At 51.7% G+C, this 14,948-nt stretch carries 14 protein-coding genes; 5 read left to right on the top strand and 9 right to left on the bottom strand.

Going from position 1 to position 14,948, the window contains the following annotated elements; all coding sequences use genetic code 11:
- Positions 1 to 31: 31 nt before the first annotated feature.
- Positions 32 to 352 carry a heavy metal-binding domain-containing protein gene (locus J7619_RS05520; protein ID WP_291195234.1) on the bottom strand — a complete coding sequence of 107 codons (321 nt, stop codon included), beginning with the start codon at positions 350 to 352 and terminating at the stop codon, positions 32 to 34.
- 170 nt (positions 353 to 522) lie between these two features.
- Between J7619_RS05520 and J7619_RS05515 the strand changes: the two genes are divergently transcribed.
- Positions 523 to 1,101: a nitroreductase gene (locus tag J7619_RS05515; RefSeq protein WP_291195231.1), complete on the top strand. Its 579-nt coding sequence runs from the start codon at positions 523 to 525 to the stop codon at positions 1,099 to 1,101.
- 2 nt (positions 1,102 to 1,103) lie between these two features.
- A complete protein-coding gene (locus tag J7619_RS05510; protein WP_291195228.1) occupies positions 1,104 to 2,081 on the top strand; it encodes an ABC transporter ATP-binding protein in 978 nt (325 codons plus the stop codon).
- 6 nt (positions 2,082 to 2,087) lie between these two features.
- Here the strand turns inward: J7619_RS05510 and J7619_RS05505 are convergent, their stop codons facing one another.
- From J7619_RS05505 to J7619_RS05475, 7 genes are all read right to left on the bottom strand, one after another.
- Entirely contained in the window at positions 2,088 to 4,607 is a 2,520-nt protein-coding gene (locus J7619_RS05505; RefSeq protein WP_291195225.1) for a DUF5686 and carboxypeptidase-like regulatory domain-containing protein, read from the bottom strand.
- A complete protein-coding gene (locus J7619_RS05500) occupies positions 4,604 to 5,314 on the bottom strand; it encodes a vancomycin high temperature exclusion protein (RefSeq protein ID WP_291196496.1) in 711 nt (236 codons plus the stop codon). Before J7619_RS05500 ends, J7619_RS05505 begins: the two co-directional genes overlap by 4 nt.
- Before the next feature lie 50 nt (positions 5,315 to 5,364).
- A complete protein-coding gene (locus J7619_RS05495; RefSeq protein ID WP_291195222.1) occupies positions 5,365 to 8,187 on the bottom strand; it encodes a DNA gyrase/topoisomerase IV subunit A in 2,823 nt (940 codons plus the stop codon).
- A 165-nt stretch (positions 8,188 to 8,352) separates the two neighbouring features.
- Positions 8,353 to 9,006 (bottom strand): CoA pyrophosphatase, encoded by a 654-nt coding sequence (locus J7619_RS05490; protein ID WP_291195219.1) that lies wholly within the window; start codon positions 9,004 to 9,006, stop codon positions 8,353 to 8,355.
- A gap of 61 nt (positions 9,007 to 9,067) precedes the next feature.
- The gene (locus tag J7619_RS05485) at positions 9,068 to 9,307 is read right to left on the bottom strand and encodes a DUF2442 domain-containing protein (protein WP_291195216.1); all 240 of its coding nucleotides are present in this window, start codon (positions 9,305 to 9,307) and stop codon (positions 9,068 to 9,070) included.
- A gap of 25 nt (positions 9,308 to 9,332) precedes the next feature.
- A complete protein-coding gene (locus J7619_RS05480; protein WP_291195213.1) occupies positions 9,333 to 9,539 on the bottom strand; it encodes a DUF4160 domain-containing protein in 207 nt (68 codons plus the stop codon).
- Between the two features lie 95 nt (positions 9,540 to 9,634).
- Entirely contained in the window at positions 9,635 to 11,218 is a 1,584-nt protein-coding gene (locus tag J7619_RS05475) for an NAD(P)/FAD-dependent oxidoreductase (RefSeq protein ID WP_291195211.1), read from the bottom strand.
- A 257-nt stretch (positions 11,219 to 11,475) separates the two neighbouring features.
- Here J7619_RS05475 and J7619_RS05470 point away from each other — a divergent pair, with 257 nt between their 5' ends.
- Genes J7619_RS05470 through J7619_RS05460 form a run of 3 tightly spaced genes read left to right on the top strand, consistent with a single transcriptional unit; the run spans position 11,476 to position 13,832 of the window.
- Positions 11,476 to 12,399, top strand: a complete 924-nt coding sequence (locus J7619_RS05470; protein ID WP_291195208.1) for a sugar phosphate isomerase/epimerase — start codon at positions 11,476 to 11,478, stop codon at positions 12,397 to 12,399.
- Positions 12,400 to 12,449: 50 nt separating this feature from the next.
- Entirely contained in the window at positions 12,450 to 12,650 is a 201-nt protein-coding gene (locus J7619_RS05465) for a type II toxin-antitoxin system HicB family antitoxin (protein ID WP_291195206.1), read from the top strand.
- An 18-nt stretch (positions 12,651 to 12,668) separates the two neighbouring features.
- On the top strand, positions 12,669 to 13,832 hold the full coding sequence (locus J7619_RS05460) for an acyl-CoA dehydrogenase family protein (RefSeq protein WP_291195201.1): 1,164 nt from the start codon (positions 12,669 to 12,671) through the stop codon (positions 13,830 to 13,832).
- On the opposite strand, the gene J7619_RS05455 is transcribed toward J7619_RS05460, so the two are convergent.
- Positions 13,825 to 14,820 carry a sterol desaturase family protein gene (locus J7619_RS05455; protein ID WP_291195199.1) on the bottom strand — a complete coding sequence of 332 codons (996 nt, stop codon included), beginning with the start codon at positions 14,818 to 14,820 and terminating at the stop codon, positions 13,825 to 13,827. The genes J7619_RS05460 and J7619_RS05455 overlap by 8 nt on opposite strands.
- Between the last annotated feature and the right edge of the window lie 128 nt (positions 14,821 to 14,948).

Below are 14,948 nucleotides of genomic sequence, written 5' to 3'. Positions count from 1 at the left end.
TTGCCATGTGCACGGCAAGCGGCCTCAGCTATCACTCATAGCACACCGCAGTTCCGTTGGCGCTTACCATGAGCATTGAGCTGCCGTTTCCAATCGTTTCGAGGTCGATATCGACGCCGATCACCGCATTGGCGCCCAGGCGTTGAGCCTGCTCCATCATTTCGCGGATGGCAATGCTTTTGGCCTCGCGCAATCCCTGTTCATAGGCGCCCGAGCGCCCGCCTACGACGTCGCGTATGCCTGCCAGGAAGTCTTTGACGAAGTTGGCCCCGATAATGGCTTCACCATTCACCAGTCCGATATACTTAGTGATTCTTTTACCTTCGATATTCGGGGTAGTAGTGACAAGCATGCGATTTCAGGTTTGATTGGTGTTGATTTTGGCCGGCCAAATTACGGTTTTGTCAAAGAGGAGGTTGAAAATAATGGTTTAGCGGCAAAGTAGCACGAGTTCTGGGTAAATTTTGGGTATAATCGTTAGTTTTGCTCCTTGACCAAATCCGAGTAGTAAAACAATCAGTAATGGAACAGACAGTAGAAACCATTAATCATATCATCCGCACACGCCGGGCTATTTTCCCACCGAACTACATTCAAAAAGAGATCCCGCAGGAAATCATTGAAAATATTCTTGAAAATGCCAATTATGCGCCTACCCACAAGCGTACGGAACCGTGGCGTTTCATTGTGTTCAGAGGAGAGGAGAAATTGCAGCATCTGGCCAGCTTTTTCATGGAGCGCTACCGCAACAATACCCCGGCTGAATCTTTCTCGCAGGCACGTTACGAGGCAGCGGGCGAGAAGATCCTGAAATCGGCCTGCGTGATCGCGATCAATGCACAGCTTCACCCGAACGACCTGCCCGAATGGGAAGAAACGGCGGCGGTAGCTTGCGCGGTACAAAACATGTGGCTTACAGCAACTGCCTACGGCATCGGCTCGTACTGGAGCAGCCCGGCGGTATTGAAGGAGCTGGGCGAATACCTTGGCCTGCCCGAAGGACAGAAATGCCTCGGCCTGTACTACTTAGGCTACCACAACGCGCCCGAAACGCCGGTACGCCGTAATAGCAGCATCGCGGAGAAAATCACCTGGGCCTGAGCATGAAACAGTCCCGACCGACCCTGCGCGCGCAACAGATCACCAAGACATACGGTACCGACACCGTCCTTGCGGGCATCGACCTCGAACTGGCACCGGGCGAGTGGCTGGGTATCCTGGGCGAAAGCGGGTCGGGGAAAAGCACCTTGCTACGCATTCTGGGACGTTTCCTGGATGCGGAGCAAGGTGATGTTTTTTTCAAAGGGCAATTGCTGAAACCGGTGGCGAGCGAGCTCATGCCCGGTCATGAGGCGATACGGCTCATTCACCAGGAGTTCGAGTTGTTTCCCAACCAGACGGTCGAAGAGAATATCGCCTATTCCCTGCGCTTCTACGAGCCCGATTACCGGCTCGAAAAAGTAGCGGAGTTGCTGGAAACGACTGCATTGAAAAGCGTCAAAGACCGCAAGGCCAAGTTGCTTTCCGGCGGCGAAAAACAGCGGACGGCCATTGCCAAAGCGATTGCTGAAATGCCCGACGTACTGCTGCTGGACGAGCCATTCGCGCATTTGGATAACCATAACCGTCGCGTACTCGCGGACGCGATCGAGCGCCTGCGGAAGCAACAGAAAATGAGTTGCATTTTCGTTACGCACGAAGCTGCTGACGCATTAGCATGGTCGGACAGAATAGCAGTGCTGCGCGATGGCCGCATTATCCAGATCGGAACGCCGCAAGAGGTGTACAACAACCCCGCGAACAGCTACGTAGCCGAACTAACAGGCGACATTAACTGGATCGCCGGTGAGCAGGGCAAAAAGCAGTTTTACATTCGTCCGGAAAAGATCAAACCGACGCGCAACCCGGAGAAAAGCCGTTGGATAGGCAAGGTAGAAGCCATACGTTTTCATGGAAACCATTGGGAAATCCGTTGTGTAAAAGGTAAGGAGCAATTGTCCTTTTATAGAAACAAACCTGACCTTGAAATCGGACAGGAAGTGCATTTGACTTACGCCTCCAAAGACCTCAAAAGCATTTAGCTTACACTACAATTTGAACCAGAAGGAAATCTTCACAGCAAACGGTGTGACATTCGGATTATCGAGATAGGTAAGCCGGTGAATGAAATCGACGCGACCCGTGCGGAAAATGTTGTCGATTCCGTAGCCCAGTTCAATGTAAGGTTTTGAATTGAGTCGGCTGAATGCGGGAACCTGTTTGCCCGATTCGTCGGTAGTAGTGGTAAGCTTCTCGTTGGCCCCGCTGATATTGCCGTAGAAAAGCCTTCCGGTAGCCAGCATCCGCAGTTTCAGACGTCGGATCGCGGGAATGCGGTTTAATATAAATCCTTCAAAATTGTGCTCCATGCGCAGGGCAAAATACCGGTCGCTGATAAACTCGAAATAGCGCATCAGATTAAATGCATTCTCTACATAAAAGAATGACTCGTTGCCCAGCGGCGTGTAAAGCAGCGGATAGGGCAGGGTGGAAGGAATATATCCGAGCGTAACGTTGTAATAGGTGCGCCCGATCACTCCCGCACGAAAGCTCTGCCGGATGTTGAAGGAAAACTTGTTGTAGTTGAAATCGCCGCCCAATAAATGCTTGAAACCGTGCGTATAGCGTAACGTAAATGCGGGGGAATTGCCGTTACCCATGCTGATGCGCTCGTTATCGTTCAGAAGGAAAGTTTCTTTCGGCGCGAGCCTTGCCTCGAAATTGACTTCCGTAATGTCGAATGCGCTCTTCACAGGTGAATTGTCGCCCGCCGCCGGGTCGGTGCGGTAGGTGAAAGCAAAAAGCGGATCGAAGGTCCGGTGACGGAGCTGCACACTGCCTGTAAGGCCTTTTACGACTTCCCTTTTGAAATAGGCCGAAATATCCTGCTGCCAGTACGGCCGCCGGAATGCTCCGAACCGTGATAATGCCCCGAATATCGTACTGGGGCCGATCGCATCGGCGGAGAGTCCGAGCCTTTCCAGGTCTTTGGAGTAGGAAACGCCGGCCATTGTCCAGGGCTTCCGGCTGATAATGTAGTCCAATCCACCCCCGTATTTGAACTCGCGGTCACGGGTGCCGTATGCCCCGTAGCCGCTGAAAATCCATTTTTTGCTGAACCCCGGATCGGTCCGGAAGCCCAGGCGGAACCGGTTACCTTCTACCTTATTGTTGGCATACAAAAACAGATAAGGTCCCAGATCGATATTCCACTTATCGATCCTTTTATAGCCATTTACAAAAATATTGAGGAGCTCTGTATAGGTTTTGACAACCGGCAGGGCTTTCAGCGAGTCGATCATCCCAAATGTCAGTTGTTCCGTGGGACTGAGCTCTTCCGGCCGGCTTTTTATCCAAAATGTCGAATCATGGTCGCGGTAATCTTCCGCGAGCTCAATGGCCGTGTCGTAAAAGCGGCCGTCGCGCGGCACATTGAGTTTGTATTTGGATTGGGCTGAATAGAACTTCAGGAGCATGCCCGCAGCCTGAGGGGTAGGCTCGTCGACGTCGATCAGTACCCGCGTTTTGCGGGGAAGCCAGTTCTTTTCATCGTCGGACACCTCATACGACTGCTGGATTTTAATACGGTCAATGTAGTTGAGGTTAGCTTGCTTGTCCACACTCACGTCAATTTGCGTCAATGCGAATGTCTGACCGTCAACCCACAGCGAGCCCGTGAATGCGAGGTCCTGCTTTTGCCTGGGCTCGAAATCGATGTGGTAATCATAGCTGGTACCATTGTAGACGCTGTCGGCCAGGTAATATTCGTAGTAAAGTTTCCAGCTGTCGGAAATCGGTGAAACGAAATCCTTTTGCAGGATATTCAGCCAGTTATTATAAAAATTATACTGCTGAAATGTGGAGCCGATCAGCTGGGAAACCACGCTGCCGTCGCTAAGACCTACGCCCGAGACTTTTGTTTTATTAATAACCTCCTTCTTTTTCTGCGGATCGCGCCGGTAGAAAACATCGGAGACGGACTCGGAAATGAAGATCGGAATAATCGTTTCGCCATTCTCGCCTTTCACTTCATCGAATTTTTCGAGCACATGGGCCATTTTCCTGACCGTTTTCCGGTCCCTGAACCCCTTCGAAAGATTGTCGATGTCGATTTGAATCTTGTTGTAAGCCTGGTATTCGTAAGCAGTGAGCTCGTCGGTGTTGTTAGCTTTCTTACGTGCCACAATCTTGCGTATCACCGCATAGGCCGGATTTTCTCCTGCCAGGATTTTCACCTCGCGAAGCTGCATAATGCCCGGGGAAAGCTGGACATCAATGACTTGTTCGCTCATATTCGGGACAATGGCCTTACTCCGGCTCGTATAGCCGACGTATGTCACAGTAACCGAATCGGCCGGTGGGCTGAATTTCAGCTCATAAATGCCATCGAAATTGGTGGTAGTACCGCCGAGTTGCCCACGGATGCCGATATTGGCAAAAGGAATGGGATCGCCCGTAGAAGCATCCGTAATGCGGCCTTTTACGGTATAGGTGGTTTGTGAAAAGCCTTTGGTACAAACGAGGCTAACGAGCAGAAGCAGGGCGGTAATGTTCCGGCGCAGCTTCATTCGTCATGTTCATTTTTACCAATTTGAATATTGGAAGTCACGTCCGCGGCCGGGCGCAGGATATGGACGTCGAGTACAGCCTTCGGGCGGGCGAGGTACTCGCGCACGAGCGTGCGGAAGGAATAGCCGTCAGGGACGTCCTGTGCTGCAAAGGAGATCGCATTAATACCTTCGTTATGGGCAATATAGAGTGCCCTGGCGTTGTGAAAATTCTGCGAAATGATCGTGAAATTGTCCTGATTGAAAACCTTTTTGCAGCGCACGATCGAATCGAACGTACGGAAGCCGGCGTAATCGAGCGTCATGACATTCTCAGGAACGCCCAGGTTCAGGAGTGCGCGCTGCATATCCAGCGGCTCATTATAGTATTGCGAATCGTTGTTGCCGCTCAGGATAATGTATTTGATCTTCCCCTCCTTGAAAAGTCGCGCGGTAGCCTCCATCCGGTATTTGAAAAAGAGGTTTTCGGTACCCCTTTCTGACTTTTTACTGGTACCGAGCACCAGCGCCACGTCGTTGGGCGGCAGGCTTTCGATAGAGAAATAGGTATACTGGCGTGTACAGTAAACTACCCAGAAATTACAAAGCAAGATGAAAACCATGCAGGCAAATAATAAGGCTAATATGATTTTGATCAATTTTTTCACCTGTGCACGCGTTGCCTGTTGAATTTTCAGTTCCTGGAAATTCTGCCCGTTTGCGTACATCGGCATTTAATGCTGATATACGCAAACGGCGGGTGTTTTTGTTGCCGGGCCTATTCGAATAATCCGAGCTGACTTTTGGGATCAGAGCCTTTTTTGCCCTCTTTTTTGGGCTTTGACTCGCTTTTCGACACTTCACCGCCATCCTGATCTTCCGCGCCGCCGGTATCTTCTCCGCCGTCTGCCTCTTCTTCCGGATTAACAGTATTTTCGGGGAAAGCATTCGCCGGGTCGCCGGTCGCCGGTTCGCCGGGCGCCGGGCCGCCGGCCGCCTCGTCGCTGTTGTCGTCGTCGGCTACTTCATCCGCTCCCGATTCTGACTGTTCCGCGCCTGATGCGTCGTCGCCCGGTACCTCTTCCGGCTCTTCTACGGGCACTGCAAGTGGTTCGAGCCAGCGGATGTCCTTGAACTTATCGTTCGGGATACGGTTCCCCTGTGCACGCCAGCCCCGGATATCGACCATCTCTTCCACCAGGTATTCGTCGGCAGTCTGCTCTTTCTGTGCCGTTTTAGGATAAACGATTTCCAGCCGTGGACGAATATCCGTGCTGGCGAGGATCAGCTTGCTGTTTTTGGCATCGCTGATGAAAAGGAATTTCTTGTCGAGCGAAGAAGTCTCGATGTTGAACCTTTTGATGAAATGCTGTTTTTGACCACCATCAAAATAAATGGCGGTGATAGGAAGTTTGGTGTCGAATTTCTTGACCAGCAGCACCTCGTGCGGCTCGTAGTGATTGGTCAGGTCGAAGTTGGTGAGCTCGTAGCTGCCATCCTTGTAAATAACCACAATGTTATCGGTAGGGCCGAAGTTGCCCAGGTATTCGCCGCGCTCGTCACGGTTGAGGCGACCGATAATCGGGTCGAACCACATATCCACACCGCCCAGGGTAGAGCGGCCGGCCGATTTTAATGTCAGCTTCCTGACGGGGTATTTCGTCAGAATGTTACCCATCGCGCTCCGATTTTTGATCAAAAGGTCGGCAAAATTGTAGTCAAACTGTTTGACCTTCGCTTTGCTTTGCGCTTGAAGGTTAACCGTAATGATCTCGGCTTCGCCATTGTCATTCGCCGTGAAATAGGTGATTTTCGATTTCGGTGTTCCCTGTGTGAGGTCGTACTCGCGGTCGCGCGTGACGGCTGTTACCTGGAAGCGCTTCGCATACGAAACGCCCGTTTTACCATCCACATAAACAAGGTTATAGACCTTCCGTTCGTCGTTTTTAACAAAAACGGCGCAATGGATAATGTCTTTGCCGACAAATACCTTATCCTGCACTTTGGTCACCACACAACGGCCATCGGCACGGAACACAATAACGTCGTCGATATCGGAGCAGTCCATGACGTATTCATCCTTTTTCAAACCATAACCAATGAAACCTTCCGCCCGGTTAACATAAAGCTTCTGGTTGTTGGCTGCCACGATATTGGCGGCGATCTGGTTGAATGCCCGGATTTCAGTCCTTCTACCTCTTCCTTTGCCGTATTTTTTCAGCAACTCCCTGAAATACTCGATCGCGAAACGGGTAATGTGCGCCAGGTTGTCCTCGGTTTCGGCGAGGTCTTCCTCCCATTTACGCATGAGCTCGTCGGCCTTGAAGCTGTCGTATTTCGAGATACGCTTAATGCGGATTTCAGTCAGTTCTACGATGTCATCGTCGGTGATTTCGCGGTAAAACTGTGGCTTGTAAGGTTCCAGGCCTTTGTCGATCGTGCGGATCACGGCCTCGAAAGTCTCACATTCTTCGATGTCGCGGTAAATGCGGTTTTCGATGAAGATCTTTTCGAGGGAGCCGTAAAGGATTTTTTCCAGCAAGGCCAGCCGCTTGATTTCCAGCTCGCGCTGCAAGAGGTGAACGGTTTGCTGGGTATTGTATTTCAAAATGTCGGTTACGCCGACAAAATGCGGTTTTTCTGCAATAATGATACAGGCGTTCGGCGAAATGGAAACCTCGCATTCCGTAAACGCATACAGCGCGTCCATCGTAATGTCGGGTGAAACACCCGGCGCCAGATGTACCTGGATTTCCACATCTGCGGCGGTATTATCCACCACCTTTTTGATCTTGATCTTACCCGCGTCGTTCGCCTTGATGATCGACTCGATGAGGGAAGTAGTGGTGGTACCAAAAGGAATGTCGCGGATGACGAGCATCTTTTTGTCCTCTTCCTCGATTTTGGCACGTACCCGAACTTTGCCACCACGCTGGCCGTCGTTGTAGTTGGAGACGTCCACCAGGCCGCCTGTGAGAAAATCGGGATAGATCGTGACCTCCTTGCCTTGCAGGATCGTGATCGACGCCTCGATGAGCTCGCAGAAGTTATGCGGGAGTATTTTAGTCGACAAACCCACCGCGATACCCTCCACACCCAACGTGAGCAACAGCGGGAATTTGACGGGCAAAGTGATCGGTTCGCGTTTCCGGCCGTCGTAGGATAGCTGCCATTCGGTGGTGTCGTCGTTGAAAACGACGTCTTTGCCGAACCGCGACAGCCGTACCTCGATGTAACGCGCGGCAGCGGCCCCGTCGCCCGTACGGATATCGCCCCAGTTGCCCTGCGTATCGAAAAGCAGCTCTTTTTGGCCGATATTGACGATCGCGTCGTAAATAGACGCGTCGCCGTGCGGGTGGTACTGCATGGAAGATCCCACCACGTTGGCCACCTTGTTGAAGCGGCCGTCGTCCATTTCGTTGAGCGCATGCATAATGCGCCGCTGAACGGGTTTCAGACCGTCTTCGATCGCCGGAACGGCACGTTCCAGAATTACATAAGAGGCATAGTCAAGAAACCAGTTTTCGTATAGGCCCGAAATGGGCAGTTTATCATGCAATCCGCTATCTTCTACGTCGGGCGCAGCTCCGTTTTCGTCCATAAATGCAGGAGGAACCAGGTTTTAAGTATTCAGAAAAAAATGATCAGCCATTCGCTTCCCGGTCTTCATGGGGGACTGGCTCATTCAAAAAGAAAGAAACAGGGTGAAGTTTACCGGAAGATCAGGTTGAATTAACTGCTAATATAGCAAAATAAGCGATAAAACTTAGTTTTCAGGTGCAGGATCCGGCGCATTCAACACCGCCAGCAGTTCGCTGATCATCATGGCTGTGGCACCCCATATTTTATAACCCTGCACCATATAATGCGGCGCATGTACCTGTTCGCCACGTACTTGGATGTCGCTCGAACCGATAATGTCAACATCAGAGATTTCTTCCAGCTTGATCTCGAAAATATCTTCCACCTCGCGTGGGTCGGGGTAGAAGTCGGGGCGGTAGGGCATGGCCGCTACCACGGGCAGCACATGAAAATTGCTGGCCGGAATGAACAGCTCGGTCAATGCGCCCAGGATTCGGACATCCGTCAATCGCAGCCCGATTTCCTCCTGTGCCTCCCGTAAGGCCGTGCGGATCAGATTTTCATCGCTCAGTTCATACCGTCCGCCGGGAAATGCAACCTGTCCGCTGTGCACACCGTCGTAAGCGGGCCGGAGGATCAACGGGAAGTAGATTTCGTTCTGGTGGGGATAAAACAAGATTAGTACCGCGCTCCGGCGCGTACGGTGATTGGGCTTGAAAGTCAGGCGGAGCCGGGAAGAAGCCTGCATTACCCGGTGGGCCGTCTCACCAGGAAGCGGGAATTTCAGTTTATGAGTCAGTTGATCGGTAAAAGCGGAAAATGATTCCAGTGCGGCCATGTTGGCTGAGTTGTTGAAGAGTTAGGTGGCAGAACATTACGCCCAAGTTAACGCACGAAACCTAAATCTTTGCGTAGTTGAGCTCTCTTTTGAAGTCAAAAAAGCTTTCGAGGCTCAGGTCTTCGTCCAGTTCCTCCCAATGAATGCTACCGCCTAACGGGCCGATTTCAAATCGAAGTCGTTGGTCCGAAGTGGCCTTTTCCAGTCGTTTGAACCAAGCCAGCGGATTGCCTATGGTGTGACCACTGGCGAGCACCAGGTATATATTGGTTTCGTCGAACCAAACTTTGTTGATCTTCATAGCTTCTGCTTTTTGTGGATTAAAATCATTCACCATGAAACTCGTGCCACTTTTTAATAATCAGTTCCGAATGTTGCTCAACCAACGCCTCTGCGAGCATCAGGTCTTTAGGTTTTATTCCGTGGCTTTCCACTAATTTTACTGGATTTACTTTAAACTTGGCCGTGCCATCGGCATTTCTGACATGGATGTGAATGGGTAGATGTTCCAGGCTATAAAAGAAGAACTTCATGCCGAACCTCTGAATATTTCTGGCATAATATAGTGTGTGATAATTGTTTACAATCAATACAAATATAATAATTACTTGCATCGATTGTAACTGCGCTAGACCTGGTCTCCGGCATACAACTTCACCAGTTGCTCTGCACATCTTTCCCCATCCATGGCAGCCGACATGATACCTCCTGCATAACCAGCGCCTTCGCCGCAGGGGAACAATCCTTTGATTTCCGGGTGCTCGCACGTCTCGCGCTCGCGGGGGATGCGTACGGGCGAGGAGGTGCGGCTTTCGACGCCGATCAACTGGGCGTCACCTGACAGGTAACCGCGCATTTTGCGGCCGAAATCGGATAGCGCGTCGCGCAACGGGAAGGCAATATGACCCGGGAGTACGTCGTACAGGTCGACCGATTGTAGGCCCGGTTGGTAGGAAGTGTCCCGCAAATGGGCAGAGGTCCGGCCTTTGACAAAATCCACCGCGAGCTGGGCCGGGGCTGTTTGAGTGGCTCCTGCGAGCTTGCAAGCGGCCTGTTCCAGTTCACGCTGCAATTGAAGCCCTGCCATCGGCCCGAACTCCTTGTAAGGTACAAGGTCCGCGTCTTCGATCGTCACAACCATGCCGGAATTGGCATACGGCGAATCCCGGCGCGAGGGCGACATGCCGTTGACGACCACCTCCCCCGAAGCCGTTGCCGCCGGGACGATAAAGCCGCCCGGGCACATGCAAAAGGAGAAGACGCCGCGCTGCACGCCTTTGTAGCGGGTTTGGGTGACCAGACTATAAGAAGCAGCGGGCAAATAGGGGCCGCGGTCCACCTCGCAATGGTATTGTATTTTATCGATAGTATTCTGCGGGTGCTCGATCCGTACGCCCATAGCAAAAGATTTGCTTTCGATCAGGATGTTTTTGGCATGGAGCAGTTCGTAGATATCCCTCGCCGAATGGCCGGTCGCGAGTATGACGCCGATTCCCGCATGCTCGTCTTTATCGTTGGTGATCACACCGTCAATCCGATTATCGCGGACGATCAAATCCGTGACTTTGGTATCGAAGTGAATTTCTCCGCCTGCTTTCAGGATGCTCTCGCGCATTTCAGAAACCACAACCGGTAGTTTGTTGGTGCCGATATGTGGATGGGTGTCGATGAGGATCTGTTCGCTGGCGCTGTGCGCTACGAATATTTCCAGTACCCTGCGGATATCGCCCCGCTTGTTGGAGCGGGTGTATAATTTACCGTCGGAATAGGTCCCGGCGCCGCCCTCTCCGAAACAATAATTGGATTCCGGGTTGACGTGGTGATCCTTGTTGATCGCTGCCAGGTCGCGCCGTCTGGTACGCACATCCTTGCCTCTTTCAAACAAAACAGGCTTGATACCGAGTTCGATCAGCCGTAATGCGGCAAACATCCCGGCCGGTCCGCAACCGACGATCAATGCCTGTGGGCGCTTGCTCACGTCCGGGTACACGATGCGGGAACCTACGAGCGCGGGTGGTGTTTCGCCCACATAAACTTCTGCCTGCACATTAATTTTTACCTGCCGGCTACGGGCATCGATCGATTGACGCGTTTTGCGAATGAATGGGTTGTCGCTTTCGCGAAGGCGGAGTTTTTGGATGACAAAACGACGAAAATTGTCATCGTCCAGCGCGATCTCAGGCGCCAGGGTCAATTGGAGCGTATGTTGCATATTCCGGAAAGGGATTTATCCTTTAATGCTGCAAAGGTACGGATACTTTCACAGCACGCAACCCCGCACAATCCCTGACACACCTGACAACACATGACTACCTCTGACAGTACCTGACCGCATCTCGACAACCCTTCACCATTCCTGACAATCCATGACCACACCTGACCACCCTTGGCAGCATACCCGGGTAGCAAACCGCGCGGTGCTACTTTAATGCATAACGATCGTCAAACACTATTCAAACCCATAAATCCATGTCGCAAAATCGCCGCCAATTCCTGAACACCCTGGCTGTTTCGGCCGGGGCCGCAGTACTTTCGGAAGCCGCCCGTGCCGAGCAGCATGCCGCAGCCCTGCCGCTGTCGTGCAATCAGTACTCGTGGATCACCTTTTATGCCCGCGACGGGAAAGACTGGGGCAAGGATCCGGACGCCTCGCTGGCCGAATTTGCTTCGACGGGATTGAAGGCCTATGAACCTGCGTTCAACAATGCTGACGAAGTGTCGAAACTACTCCCGGTACTTAAAAAACACCGGCTGGCAATGCCATCCGTGTACGTCAATACCGCATTGCACGAGGCAGCGGAAGGCGTCAAATCCATTGAATCGGTGCTATCCATTGCTGATGCACTCAAAGCGGTGGATACCAAAATCATTGTGACAAATCCCAGTCCTATTCAATGGGGCAGCGACAAGAATAAATCCGACGAGCAACTGACCCGGCAGGCTCAAAACCTTGATAAACTTGGGGCGGAGCTCAAAAAACGGGGTATGACCCTCGCATACCACACACACGACGTGGAGCTGCGTGCGGCTGCGCGGGAGTTCCACCATATGCTGCTCGCCACCGATCCGAAAAACGTGTCGCTGTGCCTCGATGTGCATTGGGTTTACCGCGGCTCTGGCAATTCGCAGGTAGCGTTGTTTGATATTGTGAAATTGTATGGCAAACGCATTGCCGAGCTGCATTTACGGCAATCTAAAGGCGGTATCTGGCAGGAAACTTTCACGGAAGGAGATATCGATTATCCGAGACTGGCTCATGCGTTGGATAACCTGGGTGTAAAGCCGCATTTGGTTTTGGAGCAATGCCTTGAAAAAACTTCGCCGAAGACGATGGACGGCGTTGAGGCACATAAGGAGGATTTGGTTTATGTAAAGAAGGTGTTTGGGGTTTGAGCATTTTGATGGTCTAAGATTAATTCTGAAATTGTAAACAACCTTTGCTTATGCCAGGTAATCACGAATTGATCATGTATTGGAGCGAGGAAGATCGATCATTTATTGTGGAAGTTCCAGAATTGCCGGGATGCATGGCTGATGGTGCAACGCAAAGCGAAGCATTGACAAATGCCCAACGAGTGATCGAGGAATGGATTGCTACTGCAACGGCGCTGGGCAGGAAAATTCCCAAAGCCAATGGCAACTGATGTAAGCCTGACCCTGAAATGAGCCAAACCGATTTTTTCAACATTGCCGACCTGCTGACCGAAGAGCAGCGCCTCATTCAGCTGGCTGTGCGCGACTTTTCTGATCGCGAAATCAAGCCGATTATCGAAGATTATGCCCAAAAGGCGGAGTTCCCTTTGCACTTAATCCCCAAATTTGGAGAGCTGGGTGTCTTCGGGCCGACGATCCCGGCTGGATATGGCGGTGGCGGGCTGGACTATACCAGCTACGGACTGATGTGCCAGGAGATCGAAAAGGGCGATTCGGGTATGCGCTCGACCATTTCGGTGCAGAGCTCGCTGGTGATGTGGCCTATTTATGCATTTGGTTCCGAGGAACAAAAACGTAAATATTTGCCCAAACTCGCGACCGGGGAATGGCTGGGATGTTTTGGGCTTACCGAGCCGGACCATGGTTCGAATCCTGGTGGGATGAAGACGCATGTTGTGAAAACCGAAGGTGGTTATCTGCTCAATGGCTCCAAAATGTGGATTTCGAATGCCCCTTTTGCACAAGTCGGCGTGGTATGGGCACGGAATGAAGCAGGGAGGGTACAAGGTGTGATCGTCGAGCGCGGTATGGAAGGTTTTTCAACGCCTGAAATCCATCACAAATGGTCGTTGCGCGCGAGCGCGACGGGCGAACTGGTTTTTGACAATGTACTGATTCCTGAAACACATATTCTTCCAGGCGCTGAGGGGCTGAAAGCTCCCTTGCAATGCCTCGATAAAGCGCGGTACGGCATCGCTTGGGGCGCTATCGGCGCGGCGATCGATTGCTATGAAACCGCTGTGAAGTACGCTGCGGAGCGCATTCAGTTTGACAAACCGATCGGTGCATTTCAGCTTACGCAAAAGAAACTGGCCGAAATGCTGACAGAGATAACAAAAGCGCAATTGCTCGCATGGCGCCTGGGCAAATTGATGGACGCCGGCGAAGCTACTACCGTCCAGATTTCCATGGCGAAAAGAAATAATGTGGAAATGGCCTTACATACCGCCCGCGAGGCCCGCCAGATCCTCGGCGCTATGGGCATTACCGGCGAGTACCCCATTATGCGCCACATGATGAACCTCGAATCGGTGATTACCTACGAGGGGACGCACGATATTCATCTGCTGATTCTGGGCGCGGAGATTACGGGGGTGCAGGCGTTTAAATAGTACTTCGGCTCTCGGCAGTCGGCTGTCGGGCTTCGAAATTGGCTGATGAATGGTCTGATGGCTGATAGCCGACAGCCGAAGTACCATTCGCCAGCTTCCGCTGCAAATCCTTACTCGTCTCCCGCGAACCGTCCGGCGACCATCCCGGGGCTTTGAACAGGTATTTCAGCTTCGTCTTCAAATCGATCGGCTGCGAGAAATCTTCACTGATAGCCTTCCATTCGTGGAAAACGGTCTGCCCCAGACCTTGCTGTTCCATGGATTTGGTGAGACCATATCGCGGAGGTTCACCAGGCAACTCCTCTTGGAAAGTACCAAACAGTCGATCCCAGATGATCAGGCACATCCCCATGTTCTTATCAAGGTACTGGACGTTGCTCGCGTGGTGCACGCGGTGGTGTGAAGGCGTTACGAAAATGTATTCCAGCCAGCCCAGTTTGCCCACGTATTCGGTGTGGACGATAATGCCGTAAATCTGCGTGATGGAGTACATGACGATGATATCAGCCGGGTTGAAACCCACCAATGTGAGCGGGATGAAGTAAATAAACCGGTAAAGCGGCTGGAATACCGACGACCGGAAGCCTGTGGTCAGGTTGAAATGCTCTGACGAATGGTGCGTCACGTGCACAGCCCAGAACAGTCGGCAGTGGTGATCGACGTAATGTAACGTGTAGAATGCGAGGTCCTCGGCGAGGAACAATGCGAGCCAGTACCAGTAAGGATTAGCGATCGGTTCCAAGAAGGAGAAATTGTAAAACCAGATCAGCACGCTCACGTACGCAGCGCGGAAAAGCAAATCGATGCCGCCGTTGAGCAGCATCAGCACCGCGTTCATTAATGTGTCTTTCAGAGAATAGGCCGGACGTTTGGCCAGTTCCTCGTGGGGTGTTTTGTATGTTAAAAAGATCTCAAGACCGATCAGACATATATAAAATGGGGTCGACAGTTTTAAAATGAGATCCTCAAAATCATAAGTGCCGGGCATAGCAATTTCTTCAAATAATAAACAAAGATAGTTGAGAAGAGAACTGTAAGTTTCCGCCTGCCTATTTCTAAGATTTTTTTAATAGCAACCGGCAGGGTACTTATCAGACATTTATTTGACAGGAAACC

This window comes from Dyadobacter sp. (assembly GCF_017744695.1).
Taxonomy (GTDB): domain Bacteria; phylum Bacteroidota; class Bacteroidia; order Cytophagales; family Spirosomataceae; genus Dyadobacter.
This window is presented reverse-complemented; position numbering and strand designations above follow the sequence as displayed.

Excerpts from the sequence above, each read along its gene's own strand:
- J7619_RS05475 (WP_291195211.1), bottom strand. The coding sequence starts at position 11,218 with ATGCAACATACGCTCCAATTGACCCTGGCGCCTGAGATCGCGCTGGAC.
- J7619_RS05460 (WP_291195201.1), top strand. The coding sequence starts at position 12,669 with ATGAGCCAAACCGATTTTTTCAACATTGCCGACCTGCTGACCGAAGAG.
- J7619_RS05500 (WP_291196496.1), bottom strand. The coding sequence starts at position 5,314 with ATGTACGCAAACGGGCAGAATTTCCAGGAACTGAAAATTCAACAGGCA.
- J7619_RS05485 (WP_291195216.1), bottom strand. The coding sequence starts at position 9,307 with ATGAAGATCAACAAAGTTTGGTTCGACGAAACCAATATATACCTGGTG.
- J7619_RS05520 (WP_291195234.1), bottom strand. The coding sequence starts at position 352 with ATGCTTGTCACTACTACCCCGAATATCGAAGGTAAAAGAATCACTAAG.
- J7619_RS05465 (WP_291195206.1), top strand. The coding sequence starts at position 12,450 with ATGCCAGGTAATCACGAATTGATCATGTATTGGAGCGAGGAAGATCGA.
- J7619_RS05510 (WP_291195228.1), top strand. The coding sequence starts at position 1,104 with ATGAAACAGTCCCGACCGACCCTGCGCGCGCAACAGATCACCAAGACA.
- J7619_RS05515 (WP_291195231.1), top strand. The coding sequence starts at position 523 with ATGGAACAGACAGTAGAAACCATTAATCATATCATCCGCACACGCCGG.
- J7619_RS05480 (WP_291195213.1), bottom strand. The coding sequence starts at position 9,539 with ATGAAGTTCTTCTTTTATAGCCTGGAACATCTACCCATTCACATCCAT.
- J7619_RS05470 (WP_291195208.1), top strand. The coding sequence starts at position 11,476 with ATGTCGCAAAATCGCCGCCAATTCCTGAACACCCTGGCTGTTTCGGCC.
- J7619_RS05455 (WP_291195199.1), bottom strand. The coding sequence starts at position 14,820 with ATGCCCGGCACTTATGATTTTGAGGATCTCATTTTAAAACTGTCGACC.
- J7619_RS05495 (WP_291195222.1), bottom strand. The coding sequence starts at position 8,187 with ATGGACGAAAACGGAGCTGCGCCCGACGTAGAAGATAGCGGATTGCAT.
- J7619_RS05490 (WP_291195219.1), bottom strand. The coding sequence starts at position 9,006 with ATGGCCGCACTGGAATCATTTTCCGCTTTTACCGATCAACTGACTCAT.
- J7619_RS05505 (WP_291195225.1), bottom strand. The coding sequence starts at position 4,607 with ATGAAGCTGCGCCGGAACATTACCGCCCTGCTTCTGCTCGTTAGCCTC.